Source organism: Acidimicrobiia bacterium (assembly GCA_009694375.1).
Taxonomy (GTDB): Bacteria; Actinomycetota; Acidimicrobiia; order Acidimicrobiales; family VFJN01; genus VFJN01.
Map to the genome: position 1 here is coordinate 1 of SHVB01000013.1, position 18,961 is coordinate 18,961.

Genomic DNA, 18,961 nt, shown 5'->3' on the forward strand with positions numbered 1-18,961 from the left:
GTGGCGAGGATCGGCGGCTTCACTACCCCGGCGTAGACCGCCGCCGATTGTGATTGCCGAAAGGCAGTCGAACATGCGCCGGCGTCGCCGACGAGGACGTTTATCTCGGTGACGTCAACGCCTGCTTCGATAACGTATTGGTAGGTGTTGAGCTGATCGAACGAGAACTTTTTCGTCTCGTCGCCGACCGTGGCTATCGTTGTCCAGGCGTCGTCGTTCATGCCTGAGCGGACGTAACGTCGCGGCTCGACCGGGTCAAGCTTGCCGCCCGAGGTCGATACCGTCACTTCGATACTGTCTGACACGCTCGTTGCTGGGTCCGAGGAACTATCCGAGGAACTATCCGAGGAACTATCCGCTGGATTGTCCGACACACAGCCGACTGTCAAGAGGGCCAGTACCGTCAAGGTTGCTAGGCTAGCAAGTCTGAGAGGTCTAAACATGACCGAAACCTACTTGATCTGAGACGGGGCTTCTGTCGGGCGGTTTTGGATTTACGTCCGAAACCCACCCCCTCCCCCACGCCCAGTGGTTTCCAGGGTCGAATGGTTCACCGTCGCCACGACGTCGACGCTGCTGCGATCCGGCGGTAGGTGGCGCTCCGGCCAGCCAGACCGCGGGGATTATGGGGCACCCGGTAAGGGTCGAAGTGTGCGGGTCATCCTGGAATTGCGGACGGATAATTGAGCGGTGATACGGAGCGGTTTGGACGGCGGTCCAAGGCTTGCGGAGAGCGCCGAGATCGGGCATTCGGAGGGCTCGCGAGGGCAAGCGCGCTGGCCCGAGTGCGGCGAGAGCACCCGCCGAGCAGCAGGTGGCTCGCTCGGGTCTGATCGTCGAAGGTACTGGGAGTCATGAGCGCGCCGAGGGTTTGGGCGGCCCAGCGGTAGGCGACGGCGGGTCGTGCGCTGCGATCAGGCTGAGCGATGTTCACGAGCGTGAGTCGCAATCCGCTCGAGGACGTCCGCGACGATCGGTCGTTCTCCGGGTTCGATGAGATCGATCAGGAATTCCCGGACGTCGCGCACGTGGCCGGGAGCGGCAGTTTCGATTCGAGTCATTCCTGCTGGCGTGATCACAGCGTGGACCCCTCGCCGGTCCTCGTGGCACTGCTCACGGCCCACCCAGCCCCGTTTGACGAGGCGATCGACCCGCTGCGTCAAACGCGACTGCGAATGCACCAGTCGCTGTGACAGTTCGGTCATCCGCATTCGATGATCGGGCGCTTCGGATAACAGGACGAGCACCTCGTAGTCGTCACCGGTCATGTCAGCGTTCCGTTTGAGCGCCTGCTCAAGCTCATGGGTGACTCGTCCGTACGTCTCGAGGAAGCCGCGCCAGATCCGCATCTCCTCGTCGTCGAGCCATCGAGTGTCGTCCATGAGGAGGATTCTACCTTCCAGGTTGCGTGTCGTTCAAAGTTAAAGTATTATACTTTAAATCTTAAGTATGTTCGACAAAGGAGATCACACACATGACCATCACCCCAACCACCGACGCCATCGCGGGCATTTGGAGCATCGAACCTGCCCACTCAGAAGTCGGCTTTACCGTCCGCCATCTCGGCTTGTCCAAGGTCCGCGGCCGTTTCAACAGCTTCAGTGGCACGATCCAGATCGCGGATGCGCGCCTGTTCAGCTCCGTCGAAGCAACGATCGACCTTGCCTCGGTGGACACCAACAACGAACAGCGCGACGGTCACCTGCGCAGCGGGGACTTCTTCAACGCCGACGCGAATCCTCAGATGACCTTCCGTTCCACCGCCCTCACGGCTGACACTCTCGTGGGCGATCTGACCATCAACGATGTCACCCGCCAGGTCATCCTCGATCTCGAGTTCCATGGCGTTGCCGTCGACGGCTACGACACGACCCGCGCGGGATTCAGCGCGGCCGGCCAGATCAGACGCTCGGACTTCGGCATCAACTTCAACGCGCCACTCGGCCTCGACGGTGCCCTCATTGGCGACAAGGTCACCATCGAACTCGAAATCCAAGCCGTCCCAGCAGGCTGAACCTCCCCAACATCACGACTCAGAAAGAGACAACACACACATGACAACTCAACAACACAGCGACGTGCTCCGCACCGGGACGTGGCACATCGACCCGGCCAAGACGACCGTCACGGTGGCCGTCAAGAAACTCGGCATGTTCACCGTCACCGCAGGGCTCAACGTCACTGCAGGCACCATCAGCCTTGGGAATGACGACAACACTGTGGAGGTCGATGTCACCGTCGATGCAGCCTCCTATGCGAGCCCGATGGCCAAACGGAACGAACATGTCCGCGGCGCCCACTTCCTCGACACCGAGCACAACCCGACCATCCGCTTCACCGGCGGCACCCTCGCTAGCGATGCGGCCGGTAACTATCGAGTCGCCGGAGACGTCACGATCAAAGGGCGCAAATCGCCCGTCGAGTTCAGGGTCACCGACATCGACGCATCGACGGACGTCGCATCGTTCAAGGCGACTGCGAGCGTGGACCGCAAATCGGTCGGAATCGACAAGATGCCTTCGTTCATCATCGGTAAGACGCTCAATCTCACGGTCACCGCATACATGAACCGCTAACAGCGTGGGGCACACGACCCATTGAACCGGCGGTCGCGAGATCGGCCTCATCGACTGAAGCGACCATCCACAGGCCGAGCAATGCGCGGCGAACGACTCCGACCGCGACATTCCCACCTCATCCCTACTTCTCACGAAAGCAGCAACACCTATGACAGTCACAACCCCCATCACGCTCGTCCTTGGCGCCACCGGCAATATCGGCGGCCAGCTCTCGCAGCCCTTCGAGACACTCCTCGGCGAGGAAGTGCGCCAGCACGTGGCACGCGGCGCCGAAGCGGAACTCACCGACGCCGTCGAGGACGTGTTCCGAATCGACCACGGCGGTGAACCACCAGTCGAACCCGAGCTCGCACTCGCCGGGGCCACCCCGGCGACAGTGCACGCCGCGCAGGGTTTGAAAGAGAAGACGATGGTGGACTCCGAGGGACTCGAACCCCCGACATTTGCCTTGTAAGGGCCAAGGAGTCCTTGCCTGTGACCTGCGGAAACGCTGGGATGCCAGGCAGAAGCGTTGCACCACCCCCCTCTACTCCCCGTTGGTGACCCCTACTCCCCGTCTGCTGTGGCACACGTGTGGCACGAAGTCAGACCACGACCAGGGAAACGCGGCAGGACACCGCTTCACTCATGGCGTAGGTCGTCGATCGCAGCGAGGAGGGCCAGGAGGCGCGTGCGTCGGCGTTGGGCTTCCCCCTCGGCCACGCCTGCCGTGATCGCCGGGAGGCTCGCACCACCGGGTCCAAGTTCTGCCCGAAGGATCGGCAAGACCGCCACCAGGTCTGGATCCTCAGCGGCCACGTCGATGCCGAATTCCGTATTCACGAGCTCGATGCAGCGCCACAGATCCTCGGCGTCCCGGGTCTCGGTGCGAACCGACCGGACGCGAGCTTTTAGGACGAGCATGGCGATCAGGTCCGGGATCTGAACTGTGGCCTCAACCTGGGACCCGTCGGTCAGGTGCATCACCGCGTTGACCTCTACCGGCGAGCGACGCAGGGCCTCGCTCAGCCCGGGTACCTCCGTCGAGTTGACCGATCCGACCCGATGCGCTGATCGAAGGCGCGTGGTGTATCCGGGGATCAGGATGTCGATGGCGGCACGGCGTCGATCATCCACCTGTCGTGCCCAGCGGTTGCCAGCCTCCTTCCGGTAGCCGGTGGCCTCGATTAGATCGACGAGCAATGCATCGTCTTGGAGCAAGCCGAGCGGGATCCCGAAGTCAGCGTCGCCGGTCGCCCTGATCGGCAGGTCCGAACCGAGACGTTGAAGGTGGATCATCACGGCGATGCCACCGATCAACCGATGATTGCGGCCATCGAGGATCCTCGCCATGTCCCCAATCGCCACGTAGCCCCCATCCGTGGCGAGGGATTCGGAGACGAGGTGAATAGGTGAGATGCCTCCGTCGTGTTTGTCGCCAACGTTCAACGGAGCACCTCCGGTGAGATTCCCATCAAGATGGCAGCCGCCTCCGCCCTGTCGCTCCCTCCGAGATCCATGAGGTCCGTCGCCTGCTGGAAGCGCTCGGTCAGCGGTAGGCCATCCACGACCACCCTGTCATCGAAGAGTCGGGCGTCATCGGTGACGCGGACGATCACCGTCGCCACGGCCTTGCTCTCCGCAGACACAAACCCGATCACAGACAGATCCAGCGGTTCAGGGGCCCAGACGATCGCCGTCGAGGGCCGCCTCCATGGCGTCGTCAGATCGGCTGCGAGATCGGCGCTCACGGCCAGCGAGCCATGCGCATCGACGATCCGGTGCGCCTGCTCGCTCAACGTGTCGAGGGCGTACCACCAGGCTTCTCGATCGGTCTCCCGAGGTCGGTATCGGTCGAGGTAGGTCATGACGAGCGGCTGTCGATCCGCTGTCCAGCCGTCATCCATCCGACGCACGAGGCCATCTTCGGCAAGGCGCACCAGCACCTGGGAGACCCGCGGCTGCGATGTGGCGCAACGCTCCGCGAGCTCCCGCTGCATCAGTGGCCGTTCGGCGTTGACCAGCTCACGAACGACGGCTGCCGTTGCCGAGCCCCATCCACGCGTCTTCATGAGAAGCATTATATAAGTCTTCTCCCCTTTCTGACAAGAACACTTATATGGCCACTGCCACGGCACGTTTGCGGGACGCAAACCAGCCAACAACTGCCCATCGTGGGGCACGACACAGCCAGCCGATGCCGTGACCTGGCGGTGGGCGCGAAGGGACTCGAACCCCTGGCCTCTGCCGTGTGAAGGCAGCGCTCTAACCAACTGAGCTACGCGCCCCGAGTGCGGGAGGGTCACGGTACCAGAAGGCCACCGCACCATGGCCACCCGCCCGTTGCTCAGATCGGCGCCACCTGGTCAAAGGCGAGATCATCCTCGAGCAGCGCGAGAAGTTGCAGCACCGCCACATCATCGTGTTGGCGACCCACCACCTGCAGACCGATGGGAATACCGTTGGACCCGAAGCCGGCACACACCGTGCCCGCTGGCGATCGGGTCATGTTGAAAGGGTAGGAGAAGGCCACCCATGCCGGGGTGGGGTGTCCATTGACCGTTCCATCAGACCCCGGCGGTCCCGGGAAGCCAGCCACCGTGGGCGTCAGCAGCAGCGGCACCTGTTCGAACACCTCGCATAGTTGCAGGTTGGTGGTGTGGCAGGCATCGAATGCCTCCAGCAACTCCGAGCCGGTTTGCCTGACCCCGAAGGCGTCGATCAACCGTCGGTGGCCCGCATCAAGGCGGTCCCAATCCGCAGTACCGCGCAGATGCCCGAGCGCCCGCTCATTACCGGTCATAGCCATCTGAATCCACGACATCGCCGGATCGCCATGGAACACCGGGTCCACCAGCACGACCTCCGTACCGAGGCTCTCCAACCGGGCCAACACCGCCTCACAGGCGGCGAGAACCTCGGCATCCACCACGGCGTAGCCCAACGTGGGCGACCATCCCACCCGCGCCGGCGGCTCCACGTGCTCCAGCGCCCCCGACCACGCCATCGCCGGGCTCGGCAAGGAACGCAGGTCGGTGGGATCCGGACCCACCACGGCATCAAGGGCCAGCGTGATGTCCCGGATGCGCCTCGCCATCGGACCCTTGGTGGACAAGTCGCCCCAGCCGGGGGGCTTTGCCCCGCCCACCGGCACCCGACCGAGCGAGGCTTTCATCCCCGACAGACCACACACCGATGACGGGATCCGGATGGAACCGCCGCCATCGGATCCGGTGCACAGCGGAACGAGCCCCGCCGCCAGGGCGGCCGACGAACCACCGGAGGAACCCCCGGCCGAGTACGCCAGATTCCACGGATTGCTCGTGGCCCCAAAGAGGGGGTTCGTGGTGTCGCCTTTGTGGCCCAGTTCGGGGGTGTTCGTCTTGCCGATCACCACACACCCCGCCGCTTTGAGACGCCCCACCAGCACGGAGTCGGTCTGCGCAATGGCGCTATCGGCGTACACCACCGACCCCTGCGTCGTGCGGAACCCGGCGGCATCTTCGAGATCCTTCACCCCGATGGGGATCCCGGCCAACGGACCCACGTCCTCGCCCGCCGCCAGTCGCTCATCGATGCGAGCCGCCTCCGCCAAGGCCGCTTCGCCCTCCACCGCCACGAACGCGTTGACCACCGGATTGAACTGATCGATCCGCGCCAGGGCCGCTTCGGTGACTTCGCGTGCCGACGTGCGTTTAGCCCTTACATCAGCCGCCAGCGCGGCCACGGTGACGTGACGAAAGTCCATAAGAGAAGAACTTAGAACGCCCGACCACCCGCCCGCTCAATATCCCGTGTCCACATCCACCGGACCCACCAGGACCTCACCGGCCAACCATCGGCCCACGTTCTCCTGAATCCGCTCACTCAGGAGGGGAATCGCCATGGCAATCGTGTTGGCGGAATGGGGCGTAATGATGCAGCGCGGCTCACTCCAAAGCGGATGATCTCGCGGCAACGGCTCTGGATCGGTGACGTCAAGAGCCGCCCCCCCGATCCCGCCGGACGCCAGCACCGCGACGAGGTCTTCGGTCACGATGTGCCCACCGCGGGCCACGTTCACTACCCATGCCTCCGGGGCCAACAACCCCAGCCGACGGCGGTCGATGAGCCCACGAGTTTCCGGGGTGAGAGCCAACGCCAACACCACCAGCCGTGCCCCCGCCAAGGCGTCGTCCACATCGGCGAGGCCCACCACCCGAGCCGCCCCCTCCATCGCACACGGGGTTCGGCGCACCACGGTGACATCGCATCCAAACGGCCCCAACAGGCGCAGCAAACTCTCGGCAATCCCCCCGCCTCCGAGAATCACCACTCGCCCCCCGAGCAGGTTCGTGCCCGACGCCCGCGTCCACTCCGATGCCCGTCCGTAGTGCGCCACCTGGCGAAGCCCCGCCAACGCCAAAGCCAGCGCATGCTCCGCCACGGGCTCCGCGTAGATGCCCTTCCCGCAGGTCCAGAGGCGGTGCCGGTGGGCTTGGAACACCTCGCGATAGGGCTCCACCCCCGCCCACGGCAGTTGTATCCATTCGATGTGGGGACACTCCTGCAACAGCCGGTGGAGACCCTCGGGATCGTTGGGGTCGGCCCACACCAGCCCACTGGCATCCGACGGCACCACCACGGTTCCTCCACCCGCCCGCACCGCCTCACCCAACCAGTCCCCCGTACCCTCCGGGGCCAGCGCGATACGAGATCGATCACTCACCGTCATCGCCTGATCCTAGAGAACGCTCCCCCGGCGGCACTCCCTCACCCGCTCGATCAGTCGCAACACGAATCGCGCCAGCCACAACCACACCGGTAGTGAGCGTGCTCGGGCCGCATCTCGCCGCCGCACAGCGGGCAACACGGGAACGTCCCCATCGGATCGCGGTTGATCACACACTGCCGCGGCGCAGGACCGTCCGCATCGCCAAAGGGAAACTGCAACTCCTCGAACTCCACCGGCATAAGCGGAAAGGATACGGGCTCGCCCCCACTCCCGGCCGGATGGCAGGCTGCGTCGTCATGCCGTTCGATGTTCCCCTGCCGCGCCCATCGCCGGAGTCTGCCGAGGACGCCGTGGACGCCGTGGACGCACTGATCGACGGCGACCGCGTCCTGCGCCCCGGACCAGCCCGGGCCGCCCTGCGGCACCCCGTGTTCCGCCGCGTGTTCATCGGCGCGTTCCTCTCCAACATCGGCAACTGGATGCAAAACGTGGTCCTGGGCGCCATCGCCTACGACCTCACCGGATCAGCCGAGTTTGTGGGGCTCTTGGCCTTCGCCCAACTCGGCCCGCTGCTGTTTTTCTCCCTGATCGGAGGCGTCCTCGCCGACATCTTCGACCGGCGTCGCCTTCTCATTCTCATCACCGCTCTGCAATCGACACTGTCAGTAGTGCTGGCGTGGGAGGTCCTCGGCAACAATCCTTCACCCACCACCCTGGTGATCATTGTGTTCCTCATCGGGTTGTGTAACGCCATCTTCGGACCTACCTACAGCGCCCTGCTCCCGGCCCTGGTAGGCCGAGCGGACCTACCCGGCGCAATCTCGCTGAACTCGGCCCAGATGAACGGCTCACGGGTCATCGGGCCGGTGGTCGGGGCAGTGGTGCTGTCAACTTTCGGCGCGTCGTGGGTGTTCATCATGAACGCCGCTTCCTATCTGCTCGTCATCTGGGCCCTCGTCACCGTGACGTTGCCCACTCCGGTGATCGACAAGTCGGGGCCCCAGGGTGTCAGGGGGCTCGCCGAGGGATTCCGGGTGGCTCGCCGAGACCGCGTCGTGCGCCGCAGTCTCCTGATCATCTTCAGCTTTTCCCTGATCTCGCTCACCTTCGTCGCCCAATTCCCCACCCTGGCCGACCGGAACCTCGGCATGGCCCCCCGGAGCCAGGAGTACGGCTACCTCTACGCCGCCTTCGGCTTCGGCGCGCTTCTCGGGGCCATTTCCGTCGGAACCGTGCTGTCGTCCTACAACCTCGCACGGGTCGTGCGGGTGAGCCTGGTGGCCTTCGCCATCTTTCTCGCCATCTTCGCCTTGCTCCGCAGCCCCGTCTTGGCCTATCCCATCGTCATGTTGGTGGGGCTGGCGTACTTCGCCATGGTCACCTCGCTGTCCACTGTGTTCCAGCAACGGCTCGACGACGCCAGTCGCGGCCGCGTGATGGCGCTGTGGATCATGGGCTTCGGCGGCACCGTCCCCATCGGCGGTTTGTTAGCCGGCGTCGCTATCGAGGCGTTCTCGGTGACCACCGTGGTGCTCGTGGGGGCGGGGGCCGCCCTCGGCCTCGCCGCCTACGCCGATCTCTCTCCGGGGCCAGCGGTACCCCCACCGCCAGAAGCCTGACCCACCCGGGCTCGAGCCGCCGGTTCACGAGGGTGCGCCCCTCAGCCCAGCAGGGCGGCGGCCAGGCGTTCGAGCCCGGCCACCCGACTGCCCTTCACCAACACGGCATCGCCGTCTCCCAATGCCCCCAGCGCCGCCTGCGCGGCATCAAGGTCGGCCACGTCCTCGCCCCCGTAGCCCGGCGCCGCCACCGCGATCAGTTGGATGCCCAGCTCCGCCGCCAACTCGCCGATGGCGCGATGGTCCGCCAGTGAACCCTCGCCCAGTTCGGCCATCACCCCCAACACCGCGAAGCGCCGCCGAGCGGGCAGGGCCGCCAGAGCGCGCAGGGCCGCCGCCACCGACGTGGGGTTGGCGTTGTAGGAATCGTTGAGCACCCGCGCACCACCCGCCGCCGTGTCCAGTTCCATCCGCCAGGGCGAAAGTTCCCCGGTCTCCAGCCCCGCCACTACCGCCGCCAGATCCTCTCCCGCGGCCAGGGCGGCGGCGGCGGCGGCCAATGCGTTGTCCACCTGATGCCGGCCCCGCGCCCGCAACGCCACCTCGGCGCGGCCCCAGGGTGAAACAAGCCAGAACCGCGGGCGCAAGTCCTCGGCCACCACAATGGACTCCGCCGCCACGTCGCCCCCACTCCCAAAGGTAACCACCCGGGCCACCGTGCGCTCCGCCATGGCCAGCACCAATGGATCGGCGGCGTAGAGCACCGCAACGCCCGAGGCCGGCAGCGCTTCCACCAGTTCGCCCTTGGCGCGCGCCACCTCCGCCAGAGTGCCGAACACCTCCGTGTGCGCCGCGGCCACCCGGGTGATCACCCCAACGGTGGGCGACGCCATAACGCACAGGTGCGCAATGTGGCCCACCCCACGGGCGCCCATCTCCACCACTACCGCCTCGGTGCCTTCGGGGGCATTCAACAAGGTGAGGGGCACCCCCAACTCGTTGTTGAACGATCGGGTACTCGCCGTGGTGGGCCACTGCTGGGCCAGCGCGGCGGCGAGCAGATCCTTCACTGATGTCTTGCCCACCGATCCCGTAACCGCCACCACCCGATCCGGCAACCGGGTGCGGGCGTAACCGCCGGCGGCCCCCAAGGCGGCCAACGTGTCGGGCACCACAATGGCGCTGCCCCCCCGGCGAGAACCGGCGGTGAGATAGGCAGCCGCGCCGTTGGCCAGAGCCTCATCGATGAAATCGTGACCGTCGCGTTCCGCCACGATCGGCACGAACAACTGACCGGGGGTAATCGACCGCGAATCCTGCGCCACGCCGTCGCAGATCACGTCAGGACCATCGAGCCTTCCCTGGATCGCCCCGGCAAGGTCACTGGTACGGATAAGCATCGCCCCGAGTCTCGCAGGCCGTCCTCCTATGCTTGGGTCATGCCCGATCGTGTGCGTCTCGTGGTCCTCTTCGGCGGCCAGTCCGCCGAACACGACGTCTCCTGTGTCTCGGCATGGCACGTGCTGCGCGCCGCCAACCGGGATCGCTACCAACTCGAGGCCATCGGCATCGATCGCCAAGGCATCTGGCGCCAGGCCGACGACCCCACCACCGCCCCCGAGGCCGGCGGGGAAACCCATGATCACCTCTCCGCCGTCGGCTCCCCCATCAACCCGATGGTCGCCCTGGCCCCCCAGGCGGGCCAGCCCGCACTCACCGTGGTGCTCCCGGTGCTCCACGGCCCCGGCGGCGAAGACGGGACGGTGCAGGGTCTGCTGGAAATGGCCAACGTGCCGTTTGTGGGTGCGGGGGTACTGGGCTCCGCGCTGTGCATGGACAAACTGAAGGCCAAAGATGTGCTCGCCGCCCACGGAATGCCCCAGGTTCCCTGGATCGGTCTGCGAGAAGGCGACAGCGCCGCGGTGGTGGCCCTCGCGCGGGCCGCCGGGCTGCACTATCCGTTGTTCGTGAAGCCCGCCAACCTCGGATCATCCGTGGGGGTGAGCCGCGCCACCAACGAAGCGGCCTTGGAGATCGCCACTGCCCTCGCGGTCAGATACGACGAATGGATCGTGGTGGAGGAGAGCGCCCACGGACGCGAAATCGAAGTGGCAGTGATGGGGAACACCGAGCCGCAGGCGTCGGTGCCCGGCGAGATCATCCCGGCGGGGGACTTCTACGACTACAACGACAAGTACCTCAACGGCGCCGCCGACCTCATCATCCCCGCCGACCTGCCGCCCACCACGAGCGAGGAAATTCGCCGCCTGGCCGTGGCCGCCTTCACGATCCTGCGGGTCGATGGGATGGCCAGGGTCGATTTCTTCTACGAACCCGACGGACGCGGCCTGCTCATCAACGAGGTCAACACGATCCCCGGCTTCACCCCTATTTCCATGTATCCCAAGCTCTGGGCGGCCACGGGCGTTCCCTACGACGCACTCATCGACGAGTTGGTGCGCCTCGCCCTCGATCGCCACGCCCGTCGATCACGCTTCTCCACCACGCGCTGAAGGTCCCACCGACGGCCGGCGGCGCCCGTCAGTCCGGCCGACAAATGAAGTAGTGCTGGATGATGGGGAGCTCCGGCGGGTGGAGAGCCTCGACCCGCCAGCCGGAACCATCGATGAGCTCGCGGGCAAAGCGCTACGAGTACACGGCCTCCATCATCGGTCGGTCGGGCACGCGATCCACGAAGTCGGGGATGTCGGTGCCCCGCGCCTGCCGCTCGGCGATTGCCTCCAGGACGGCCGGGTCGCCCGCATCGGCCCGTCGCTGTACCTCCCGGCTGAAGGCGTCCCGCCGGCTCGGGTCGATGCCTTCGTCCACAAAGAGCGAGAACAGGAGTCGTCCATCATCGGCGATGTGGGGCCGGAGCACCTTGAGCATGGCTCGATAGTCGTGCGGAGCCAGGTGAGTGAACACCGAGAAGAGCGAGATGACGCCGAACTGCTCGTCGGGTATCGGGAGTCGGTCATACGACTCCAGTGGTCGTCCGGTGGGGTTGTACAGGTCGTTGTGGGCATCGAGGTGGTGGAACGAGAAGCGGGGGTCATGCACGCTCGTGCCGAGGAAGGCAACGATGTCTGCGTCGGTGTCGACGCCGACATAGCGAGCTATCGGAAGGTCGTGGTTGATGATCGCCGCCGTGAACTTCGTCCCGCACCCGACATCGAGCAACGACGTCGTCGAGAGGTCCGCCTGACCGAAGGACCGGGCCAGCAGATCAATCAGCCGGAAGGCGTTCCGCAGCCACTCGTCGTCGTTACGTCGCTTGCCGCGCCGCCACTTGGGCGGCACCGACAACTGATCCGCCCCGTCCGCGCCCGTGGTCTCTCCGTCCATCCCTCCACCTTAGGTATCCGTCCACCACCCACCCCGCCCGGCGGTGGTCTCGAGTCGGGCACCCGCCCGGACCGACCACGACGAATCGCCCGTCTCACGGCTCCAGGGCCGCCCGCAGAAGCGACAGCAGCTCATCGCGTCGCCGCAGCAGCGACGGGAGGGTGGGTTCCTCGCCGAAGGCCCGGAGGACGTCGACCTCCGTCGCCATCCCCGTCACCATCGAGTACGCGGCGAGCAGCAGGAGCCGCGGCTCATGACGCTGCATCCGACCGGCGTCCATCTCCGCCTGGAGGAACGCAGAGGCCCGCTCGATGAGGGGCTCGATGCGGGCCAGGAGACGGGTGGACGAGGGCGGCCCCAGACGGGCCACCTCGCGCAAGAAGCCGAGCGTCGCGGGATGGCGAGCGGCCAGGCGGAACATGGCCCGCACCATGGCGTCGACCCGGCTGAACCCATCCGGGGCGCCATCCAACCCACGGACGAGGCGACGGGTCACCTCGTCGGCACACCGATCGACCACGGCCTCGAGGAGCGCGTCCTTGGAGGGGAACCAGTAGAGGATCGTCTGCTTGCGGATGCCGAGCTCACCGGCCAGGTCGTCGAGTGACGTGGCTTCGTAACCGCGGGTGCCAAAGGCCGTCATGGCCTCCTCGAGGATCCGCTCCGCCGTGGTGTCTGCCACTCCACCTCCCGTCCTTGTCTACCAAATGGTAGACAGACCTGCATGATTCACGAGGCCCTCGACGGCAAACGCATCGCCATCACCGGCGGTACGGGTTTTCTCGGGACCGCGCTGATCGAGCGACTCCTGCGGTCGATCCCCGGATGTGAACTCGTCCTGCTCATCCGACCGGGGAAGCGATCCTCGGTGGAACAGCGGGCCAAACGGGAAATCTTCAGCAACGATGCCTTCGACCGGCTCCGCCAAGAGCACGGCAAGGAGGGCTTCGCCGCCTTAGTGGCGGCGCGGGTCACCCCGATTGCCGGCGACGTGGGCACCGACGGCCTGGCCCTCGACCCCCACGGTCGCGCCGCGCTCGAATCGTGCGACATCGTGATCCACTCGGCCGCCACCGTGTCCTTCGACTCCCCCCTCGACAGCGCGGTGGAGGTGAACCTGCTTGGCCCCACCCGCATCGTGCGCACGCTGCAGGACCTCAACCTCACCCCCCACCTCGTGTCGGTGTCTACCTGCTACGTGGCCGGCAACCGTCGCGGCGCGGCGCCGGAAATCCCCGTCCACGACAGCCCGTTCTTCATCGACGTGGACTGGCGCCGCGAGGTAGCCGGGGCCCGACAATCACGCGTGATGGCCGAAGCCGACAGTCGCCGCCCCGACCATCTCACCCGCTTCCGCAAAGAGGCCCGCACCGAACTCGGCGCGGCCGGCATCCCGGCGTTGGCCGCCAAAACCGAGCAGCGTCGCAATGCCTGGGTGAAGGCACAGATGGTGGAAGCCGGACGGGCCCGAGCCGCCTCCCTCGGCTGGCCCGATGCCTACGCCTATACCAAGGCCCTCGGCGAACGAGCCCTCCTCCAGAATCGCGGCCCCATCCCGGTGTCCATTGTCCGCCCCTCCATCATCGAGTCGGCCCTCCTCGAGCCCTTCCCGGGATGGATCCGCGGTTTCCGAATGGCCGAGCCGGTGATCGTCTCCTACGCCCGCGGCCTCCTCAAGGAGTTCCCCGGCGTCCCCGAAGGCACCATCGACGTCATCCCCGTGGATCTCGTGGTCGCCGCCATCATCGATGCCGCCGCCGGACCGGTGCCCGATGCCCCCGCCATCACCCAGGTGGCCTCCGGTTCGGTGAACCCCCTGCGCTACCGCCACCTCGTGGACATGGTGCGGGAGTTCTTCACCACCCACCCGATCTACGACCTCGAGGGCCAGCCCATCATCGTGCCGGAATGGTCCTTCCCCGGCCGCGGGCGCGTGCAACGCCAGCTCGAACGAGCCCAGACCGCCATCGACAAGGGCGAAAAACTCCTCCAGTCGTTGCCCCTGCGCGGCAAGCAGGCGGCCTGGGCCGCCACGCTGGAGGAAAAACGCGAGGAAGTGGAGCGGGCCCTCGCCTACGTGGAGCTCTACGGCGCCTACGCCGAATGCGAAGCGATCTATGGGGTCGACAACCTGCTGAGCCGCTGGGACCGCCTGGACCCGGCCGATCAGGCCACGTTCTGTTTCGACCCCCGGGTGATCGACTGGAGTTGGTACGCCCCCCACGTGCACCTTCCCTCGGTGGTGGAACACGCCCGGGTGCGCACCACCCCGGGTGGCCGACAGGGTGAGAAACGTGAGGACCGTCTGCGGGGTCAGGTGCTCGATCCCGCCCGCCACTTTGCCGCCTTCGACCTCGAGAACACCCTCATTGCCTCCAACGTGGTGGCCTCCTACTCCTGGCTGGCCACCCGCCGTCTTCCCCAGGAAGACCGGATCCGCTTCGTGCTCCAAACGCTCAAGGAGGCGCCCGCCCTGCTCGCCGCCGATCGCCGCGACCGAAGCGATTTCCTGCGCCAGTTCTACCGCCGTTACGACGGGGCCGACGCCGCCCAACTCGAAGCCGACGCGCTGGAAATGTTTAGCGACCTCATCCTCATCAAGTCCTTTCCCGCAGCCATCCGACGGGTGCGTGAGCACCGCCGTCTCGGCCACCGAACCGTGCTCATCACCGGCGCCCTCGACGTGGCCATCGGTCCGCTGCGCCCCCTCTTCGACGACATCATCGCCCCCTCGCTCGCCATCCGCCCCGACGGCACCTACCGGGGCGAACTCACCGCCGTGCCCCCCACCGCCGAGGCCCGCGCCCAGGCCCTCTACGACTACGCCGAGGCCCACGGCTTCGACGTGGCCGAGGGCGTGGCCTACGCCGACTCCACCTCGGATCTTCCGATGCTCGAAGCCGTGGGCTTTCCCGTGGCGGTCAACCCCGAAACCCGCCTCGCCGCTCTGGCTCGCAAGCGCGGCTGGCTGGTGGAACACTTCGACCAAGCCCACGGCGTCGACACCCCCCTCCTTCCTATCGGCCCAGCCTGGGGTCGCCCCCGCCGACGCCGGGTGGGCAAGATCGCCACCGCCACGAGGTCCCCGCGATGAAGGCACTCGTGTTTTCCCGCCAGCCCGCCAAGTTCGCCGCCGCCATGGTGGCGGGTCGGCTTCGGCCCGGCGGCGGTGCCCGAGTGGGGCCACTCTCGCTGCGAGATATAGATCCGCCTGCCCTCCCCGGCCCGGGATGGTTGCGGGTCCGACCCCGCCTCGCCGGTATCTGCGGCTCCGATCTCGCCACCATCGATGGCACCTCCTCGCGCTGGTTCGAGCCGATCGTCTCCTTCCCCTTCACGCCCGGCCATGAGGTGGTGGGCGATCTCGACGACGGCACTCGGGTGGCGGTGGTGCCCGTCCTCAGTTGCGTCACTCGCGGCTTCTCCCCGGCCTGCCCCGCCTGCGCGGCCGGCCGGATCAACCACTGCGAACGCATCGCCTTCGGCGACTTGGAGCCGGGACTGCAATGCGGCTTCTGCGAAAGCACCGGCGGGGGCTGGTCCACCGTGATGGTCGCCCACGAAAGCCAGTTGGTGCGCCTGCCCCCCGATCTCACCGACGAAGCCGCCGTGTTGGTGGAACCGGCCGCCTGTGCGGTCCACGCCGCCTCGCGAGTAGACAACGACAACATTGCGCTGATCGGCAGTGGCACCCTCGGCCTGCTCACCATCGCCGCCCTGCGAGCGGCCCGACCCCAGGCGGTAATCATCGCCACCGCTAAGTACCCGCACCAGCGGGACCTCGCCACCACCCTCGGGGCCACCACGGTGGTAGCCCCCGGCGAACTGGACCGCACCGTGCGCGCCCGATCCGGCACCATGCGTCTCGACAACGGCCAACTCGGCGGTGGCATCGCCACCGTGGTCGATTGCGTGGGCTCAGCTTCCTCCATCGCCCAGGCCCTGCGGATCACCGCCCCCGGCGGCACCATTCATGCCGTGGGCATGCCGGGGGTGACCACCGTGGACCTCACGCCACTGTGGCAACGAGAAATAGCACTGCAGGGTGCCTACGCCTACGAGCGGGCCAACTTCGATGGGGCCGTCGAACTGGTGGCCACCCTCGATCTCGGCCGCCTCGTGAGTGGCACCTACCCGCTCCATCGTTATGAGCAAGCCATCGCCCATGCGGCCCACGCGGGTTCCCGCGGTGCCGTGAAGATCGCCTTCGACCTCCGGTCGGAACGAGAGAGAGACACCATCTGATGCCACGCCCCGGCTTTGTCCTAGACGTAGACCGCTCCACGCCACCCATCCTCTTTCACCACGGCGAGACCCTTCGCCTCGAGCGACTGCCCGCCGGCCGCAGCCGGGTGCTCTATCCCGGCGAGCCGCTTGAAGCCCTCGATGATCCCGACGCCGCCATCCGGCTGGCGCTCGACAATCCTCTGGGCGATTCGGCGCCGCTGCGGGCGCTTCTCACGCCCGGCATGAAGCTCACGATCTGCTTCGACGACATCAGCCTGCCCCTCCCCCCCATGCGTCGACCCGATGTGCGCCAGCGCGTCATCGAAGCGGTCCTCGACCTCGCCGCCGCCGCCGGTGTGGACGACGTGCACCTCATCGCCGCTTTGGCCCTGCACCGACGCATGACCGAAGCCGAACTGCGCCATGCCGTGGGCGACCGGGTCTACGACGCCTTTGCCCCCGATGGTCTTCTCTACAACCACGACGCCGAGGACCCCGACAACCTGCTCTTTATCGGCGAAACCAAGCATGGCGAGGAGGTGGAGATCAACAAGCGAGCCGCCGAGAGCGACCTCATCGTCTACGTGAACATCAACCTCGTATCCATGGACGGAGGATGGAAGTCAACCGCCACCGGACTGTCGTCCTACAAGTCGTTGCGCCACCACCACAACGTGGCCACGATGCTGCAGTCGCGCAGTTTCATGGACCGCCACAAAAGCGAACTGCACTCCTCCAACTGGCGCATGGGCGAGGTTCTGAAGAACAGCGGCATCAAGGTGTTCCAGATCGAGACCACCCTCAACAACGACACCTTCGGCACCTCAGGACCCATGTCGGTGCTTCAGAAGCGCGAGTGGGAGTGGACCGCCCGTGACCGGGCCAGCTTCGTGGGGATGAAGGCGGGCCTTGATCGCCTCCCGGTGAAAGCCCGTCGGAAGATTTTCAACTCGTGGCAGGCCCCCTACGGCATCACCTCGGTACAGGCCGGTGAGGTGGAAGCCGTGCACGAAGTGACCACCGCCAACGTCTTCAAACAGCAGCTGGTGGAGATACAGGGCCAGACCGACATCCTCACGATGGGGCTTCCGTACATTTGCCCGTACAACGTGCATTCGATCATGAACCCGATCCTGGTCATGTGCCTCGGCCTCGGGTACTTCTTCAACATGTACCGGGGCAACCCCCTCGTGCGAGAGGGCGGCGTGTTGATCATGAGCCACCCCACGCCGTGGGAGTTCCACCCGGTTCACCATCCGAGTTACATCGATTTCTTCGAGCAGGTCTTGGCCGATACCACCAACCCGCTGGAGATCGAAGCCAAGTACGAGAAGCAGTACGCCGAGGATGAGTGGTACCGCCACCTCTACCGCACCAGCCACGCCTACCACGGCGTCCACCCGTTCTACATGTGGTACTGGGGAAGCCATGCGCTGTCCCACCTCGGCAAGGTGATCATCGTGGGCGGCGAAGCCCGCTCGGTACGCCGCCTCGGCTTCACCCCGGCATCTACCCTCAACGATGCCCTGGAGATGGCCGCCGATGTGGTGGGTCGGGATGGCACCATCACCCACCTCCACAACCCGCCCATTGTCATGGCCGACGTGGTGTAGCGACGTGGTGAACCTGCCCCGGGTGCCAAAACTCCCGTTCCCCTATTCCACCCCCACGGTGCCCGACACCGTCGAGGCGCTTCCCGCCCCGCGCCGCCTCGGGGCCCACTACCAAACAGACTGGGCTCGCCGTTACCCGGCCCGGTTGGCGCGTGTCGTGTTTCTCGAGGCCGTCTTGCGTCCGGCGGTGGCCGCTCTCGGTGCCCCCGAACGCGATGGGATCGACCGGCTCGAGGGTCTCACCGCTGGTCCTGTGATCTTCGCCCCCAACCACCACAGCCACCTCGATACGCCCACCATGCTCACGTCGATCCCGGAGCCGTGGCGGTACAAGATATTCGTAGGGGCCGCCGCCGACTATTTCTTCCGAACCCACCTCAGCGCGGCGGCGTCGGCCCTGGCCCTCGGAGCCATCCCCATCGAACGTTCCAAGGTAAGTCGTCGTTCCGCCGACGAAGCGGCCGCCTTGATCAACGAGGGCTGGTCGATGCTCATCTTCCCGGAGGGGGGCCGATCCCCCGACGGCTGGGGCCAACCGTTTCGCGCCGGTGCGGCCTATCTGGCCAACCGCTGCTCGGTCCCGGTGGTTCCCGTCCATCTCGAGGGCACGGCCAAGATCCTTCGCAAGGGACAGCGGCTGCCTACCCCCACCCACGTGCGCGTCACCTACGGCACCCCCTTGCGCACCGAGGAGGGGGAGAGCACCACTCGCTTCGCCGAGCGCATCGAGCGATCGGTAGCCGAACTGGCCGACGAAGCCACCACCAACTGGTGGCAATCTCGCCAGCGGGCCGCGCTCGGCACCACCCCGTCGCTGGCGGGTCCCAATGCTCCGGCATGGCGACGGGCCTGGGCGCTGGGCGATCGATCCCGCAAGCGCCGCCGCCAAACCCGCCCTTGGCCCAAGCTCTAGGACTACCGTTCCCTGGGTTCACGATGCGGCCC

The 18,961-nt window shown here is 66.4% G+C and carries 18 protein-coding genes and 1 tRNA gene; 9 read left to right on the forward strand and 10 right to left on the reverse strand.

Going from position 1 to position 18,961, the window contains the following annotated elements; genetic code table 11:
* Both EXQ71_08775 and EXQ71_08780 read right to left on the reverse strand, forming a co-directional pair.
* Positions 1-305: hypothetical protein (locus tag EXQ71_08775; GenBank protein MSO87600.1), on the reverse strand; the 305-nt coding region annotated here is incomplete at its 3' end.
* A 609-nt stretch (positions 306-914) separates the two neighbouring features.
* Positions 915-1,391, reverse strand: coding sequence for a MarR family transcriptional regulator (locus tag EXQ71_08780; GenBank protein MSO87601.1), 477 nt, complete (start codon positions 1,389-1,391; stop codon positions 915-917).
* 83 nt (positions 1,392-1,474) lie between these two features.
* Here EXQ71_08780 and EXQ71_08785 point away from each other — a divergent pair, with 83 nt between their 5' ends.
* The 3 genes from EXQ71_08785 to EXQ71_08795 all read left to right on the forward strand — a co-directional run bounded on the left by EXQ71_08785 (position 1,475) and on the right by EXQ71_08795 (position 3,033).
* The gene (locus EXQ71_08785) at positions 1,475-2,014 is read left to right on the forward strand and encodes a YceI family protein (GenBank protein ID MSO87602.1); all 540 of its coding nucleotides are present in this window, start codon (positions 1,475-1,477) and stop codon (positions 2,012-2,014) included.
* A gap of 40 nt (positions 2,015-2,054) precedes the next feature.
* Positions 2,055-2,576, forward strand: coding sequence for a YceI family protein (locus tag EXQ71_08790; protein MSO87603.1), 522 nt, complete (start codon positions 2,055-2,057; stop codon positions 2,574-2,576).
* A gap of 151 nt (positions 2,577-2,727) precedes the next feature.
* Positions 2,728-3,033 (forward strand): hypothetical protein, encoded by a 306-nt coding sequence (locus tag EXQ71_08795; GenBank protein ID MSO87604.1) that lies wholly within the window; start codon positions 2,728-2,730, stop codon positions 3,031-3,033.
* Positions 3,034-3,200: 167 nt separating this feature from the next.
* Here the strand turns inward: EXQ71_08795 and EXQ71_08800 are convergent, their stop codons facing one another.
* The 5 genes from EXQ71_08800 to EXQ71_08820 form a co-directional block, all read right to left on the reverse strand.
* Positions 3,201-4,007, reverse strand: coding sequence for a hypothetical protein (locus EXQ71_08800; protein ID MSO87605.1), 807 nt, complete (start codon positions 4,005-4,007; stop codon positions 3,201-3,203).
* Complete coding sequence (locus EXQ71_08805) at positions 4,004-4,741, reverse strand: MarR family transcriptional regulator (GenBank protein ID MSO87606.1); 738 nt, start codon at positions 4,739-4,741, stop codon at positions 4,004-4,006. Before EXQ71_08805 ends, EXQ71_08800 begins: the two co-directional genes overlap by 4 nt.
* A gap of 28 nt (positions 4,742-4,769) precedes the next feature.
* Positions 4,770-4,846, reverse strand: a tRNA-Val gene (locus EXQ71_08810).
* Between the two features lie 59 nt (positions 4,847-4,905).
* A complete protein-coding gene (locus EXQ71_08815; protein ID MSO87607.1) occupies positions 4,906-6,306 on the reverse strand; it encodes an amidase in 1,401 nt (466 codons plus the stop codon).
* A gap of 36 nt (positions 6,307-6,342) precedes the next feature.
* Positions 6,343-7,272, reverse strand: a complete 930-nt coding sequence (locus tag EXQ71_08820) for a hydroxyacid dehydrogenase (GenBank protein ID MSO87608.1) — start codon at positions 7,270-7,272, stop codon at positions 6,343-6,345.
* Positions 7,273-7,364: 92 nt separating this feature from the next.
* Between EXQ71_08820 and EXQ71_08825 the strand changes: the two genes are divergently transcribed.
* On the forward strand, positions 7,365-8,891 hold the full coding sequence (locus EXQ71_08825; GenBank protein ID MSO87609.1) for an MFS transporter: 1,527 nt from the start codon (positions 7,365-7,367) through the stop codon (positions 8,889-8,891).
* Between the two features lie 41 nt (positions 8,892-8,932).
* Here the strand turns inward: EXQ71_08825 and EXQ71_08830 are convergent, their stop codons facing one another.
* Positions 8,933-10,225 carry a UDP-N-acetylmuramoyl-tripeptide--D-alanyl-D-alanine ligase gene (locus tag EXQ71_08830; protein MSO87610.1) on the reverse strand — a complete coding sequence of 431 codons (1,293 nt, stop codon included), beginning with the start codon at positions 10,223-10,225 and terminating at the stop codon, positions 8,933-8,935.
* A 45-nt stretch (positions 10,226-10,270) separates the two neighbouring features.
* Between EXQ71_08830 and EXQ71_08835 the strand changes: the two genes are divergently transcribed.
* Positions 10,271-11,344 carry a D-alanine--D-alanine ligase gene (locus tag EXQ71_08835; GenBank protein MSO87611.1) on the forward strand — a complete coding sequence of 358 codons (1,074 nt, stop codon included), beginning with the start codon at positions 10,271-10,273 and terminating at the stop codon, positions 11,342-11,344.
* Between the two features lie 133 nt (positions 11,345-11,477).
* On the opposite strand, the gene EXQ71_08840 is transcribed toward EXQ71_08835, so the two are convergent.
* Both EXQ71_08840 and EXQ71_08845 read right to left on the reverse strand, forming a co-directional pair.
* Positions 11,478-12,176, reverse strand: a complete 699-nt coding sequence (locus tag EXQ71_08840; GenBank protein MSO87612.1) for a class I SAM-dependent methyltransferase — start codon at positions 12,174-12,176, stop codon at positions 11,478-11,480.
* Between the two features lie 94 nt (positions 12,177-12,270).
* Positions 12,271-12,858: a TetR/AcrR family transcriptional regulator gene (locus tag EXQ71_08845; GenBank protein MSO87613.1), complete on the reverse strand. Its 588-nt coding sequence runs from the start codon at positions 12,856-12,858 to the stop codon at positions 12,271-12,273.
* A gap of 42 nt (positions 12,859-12,900) precedes the next feature.
* On the opposite strand from EXQ71_08845, the gene EXQ71_08850 reads away from it, so the two are divergent.
* Genes EXQ71_08850 through EXQ71_08865 form a run of 4 tightly spaced genes read left to right on the forward strand, consistent with a single transcriptional unit; the run spans position 12,901 to position 18,929 of the window.
* Entirely contained in the window at positions 12,901-15,270 is a 2,370-nt protein-coding gene (locus tag EXQ71_08850; GenBank protein ID MSO87614.1) for an NAD-dependent epimerase/dehydratase family protein, read from the forward strand.
* Positions 15,267-16,421 (forward strand): zinc-binding alcohol dehydrogenase, encoded by a 1,155-nt coding sequence (locus EXQ71_08855; GenBank protein ID MSO87615.1) that lies wholly within the window; start codon positions 15,267-15,269, stop codon positions 16,419-16,421. The genes EXQ71_08850 and EXQ71_08855 overlap by 4 nt, the downstream gene beginning before the upstream one ends.
* Positions 16,418-18,016 carry a DUF2088 domain-containing protein gene (locus EXQ71_08860; protein ID MSO87616.1) on the forward strand — a complete coding sequence of 533 codons (1,599 nt, stop codon included), beginning with the start codon at positions 16,418-16,420 and terminating at the stop codon, positions 18,014-18,016. Before EXQ71_08855 ends, EXQ71_08860 begins: the two co-directional genes overlap by 4 nt.
* Positions 17,925-18,929, forward strand: coding sequence for a 1-acyl-sn-glycerol-3-phosphate acyltransferase (locus tag EXQ71_08865; protein MSO87617.1), 1,005 nt, complete (start codon positions 17,925-17,927; stop codon positions 18,927-18,929). Before EXQ71_08860 ends, EXQ71_08865 begins: the two co-directional genes overlap by 92 nt.
* Positions 18,930-18,961 lie beyond the last annotated feature (32 nt).

Bases quoted from the DNA above. Each gene is read 5' to 3' on its own strand.
- EXQ71_08790 (MSO87603.1), top strand. From the start codon at position 2,055: ATGACAACTCAACAACACAGCGACGTGCTCCGCACCGGGACGTGGCAC.
- EXQ71_08815 (MSO87607.1), bottom strand. From the start codon at position 6,306: ATGGACTTTCGTCACGTCACCGTGGCCGCGCTGGCGGCTGATGTAAGG.
- EXQ71_08835 (MSO87611.1), top strand. From the start codon at position 10,271: ATGCCCGATCGTGTGCGTCTCGTGGTCCTCTTCGGCGGCCAGTCCGCC.
- EXQ71_08820 (MSO87608.1), bottom strand. From the start codon at position 7,272: ATGACGGTGAGTGATCGATCTCGTATCGCGCTGGCCCCGGAGGGTACG.
- EXQ71_08785 (MSO87602.1), top strand. From the start codon at position 1,475: ATGACCATCACCCCAACCACCGACGCCATCGCGGGCATTTGGAGCATC.
- EXQ71_08850 (MSO87614.1), top strand. From the start codon at position 12,901: ATGATTCACGAGGCCCTCGACGGCAAACGCATCGCCATCACCGGCGGT.
- EXQ71_08865 (MSO87617.1), top strand. From the start codon at position 17,925: ATGCCCTGGAGATGGCCGCCGATGTGGTGGGTCGGGATGGCACCATCA.
- EXQ71_08795 (MSO87604.1), top strand. From the start codon at position 2,728: ATGACAGTCACAACCCCCATCACGCTCGTCCTTGGCGCCACCGGCAAT.
- EXQ71_08840 (MSO87612.1), bottom strand. From the start codon at position 12,176: ATGGACGGAGAGACCACGGGCGCGGACGGGGCGGATCAGTTGTCGGTG.
- EXQ71_08855 (MSO87615.1), top strand. From the start codon at position 15,267: ATGAAGGCACTCGTGTTTTCCCGCCAGCCCGCCAAGTTCGCCGCCGCC.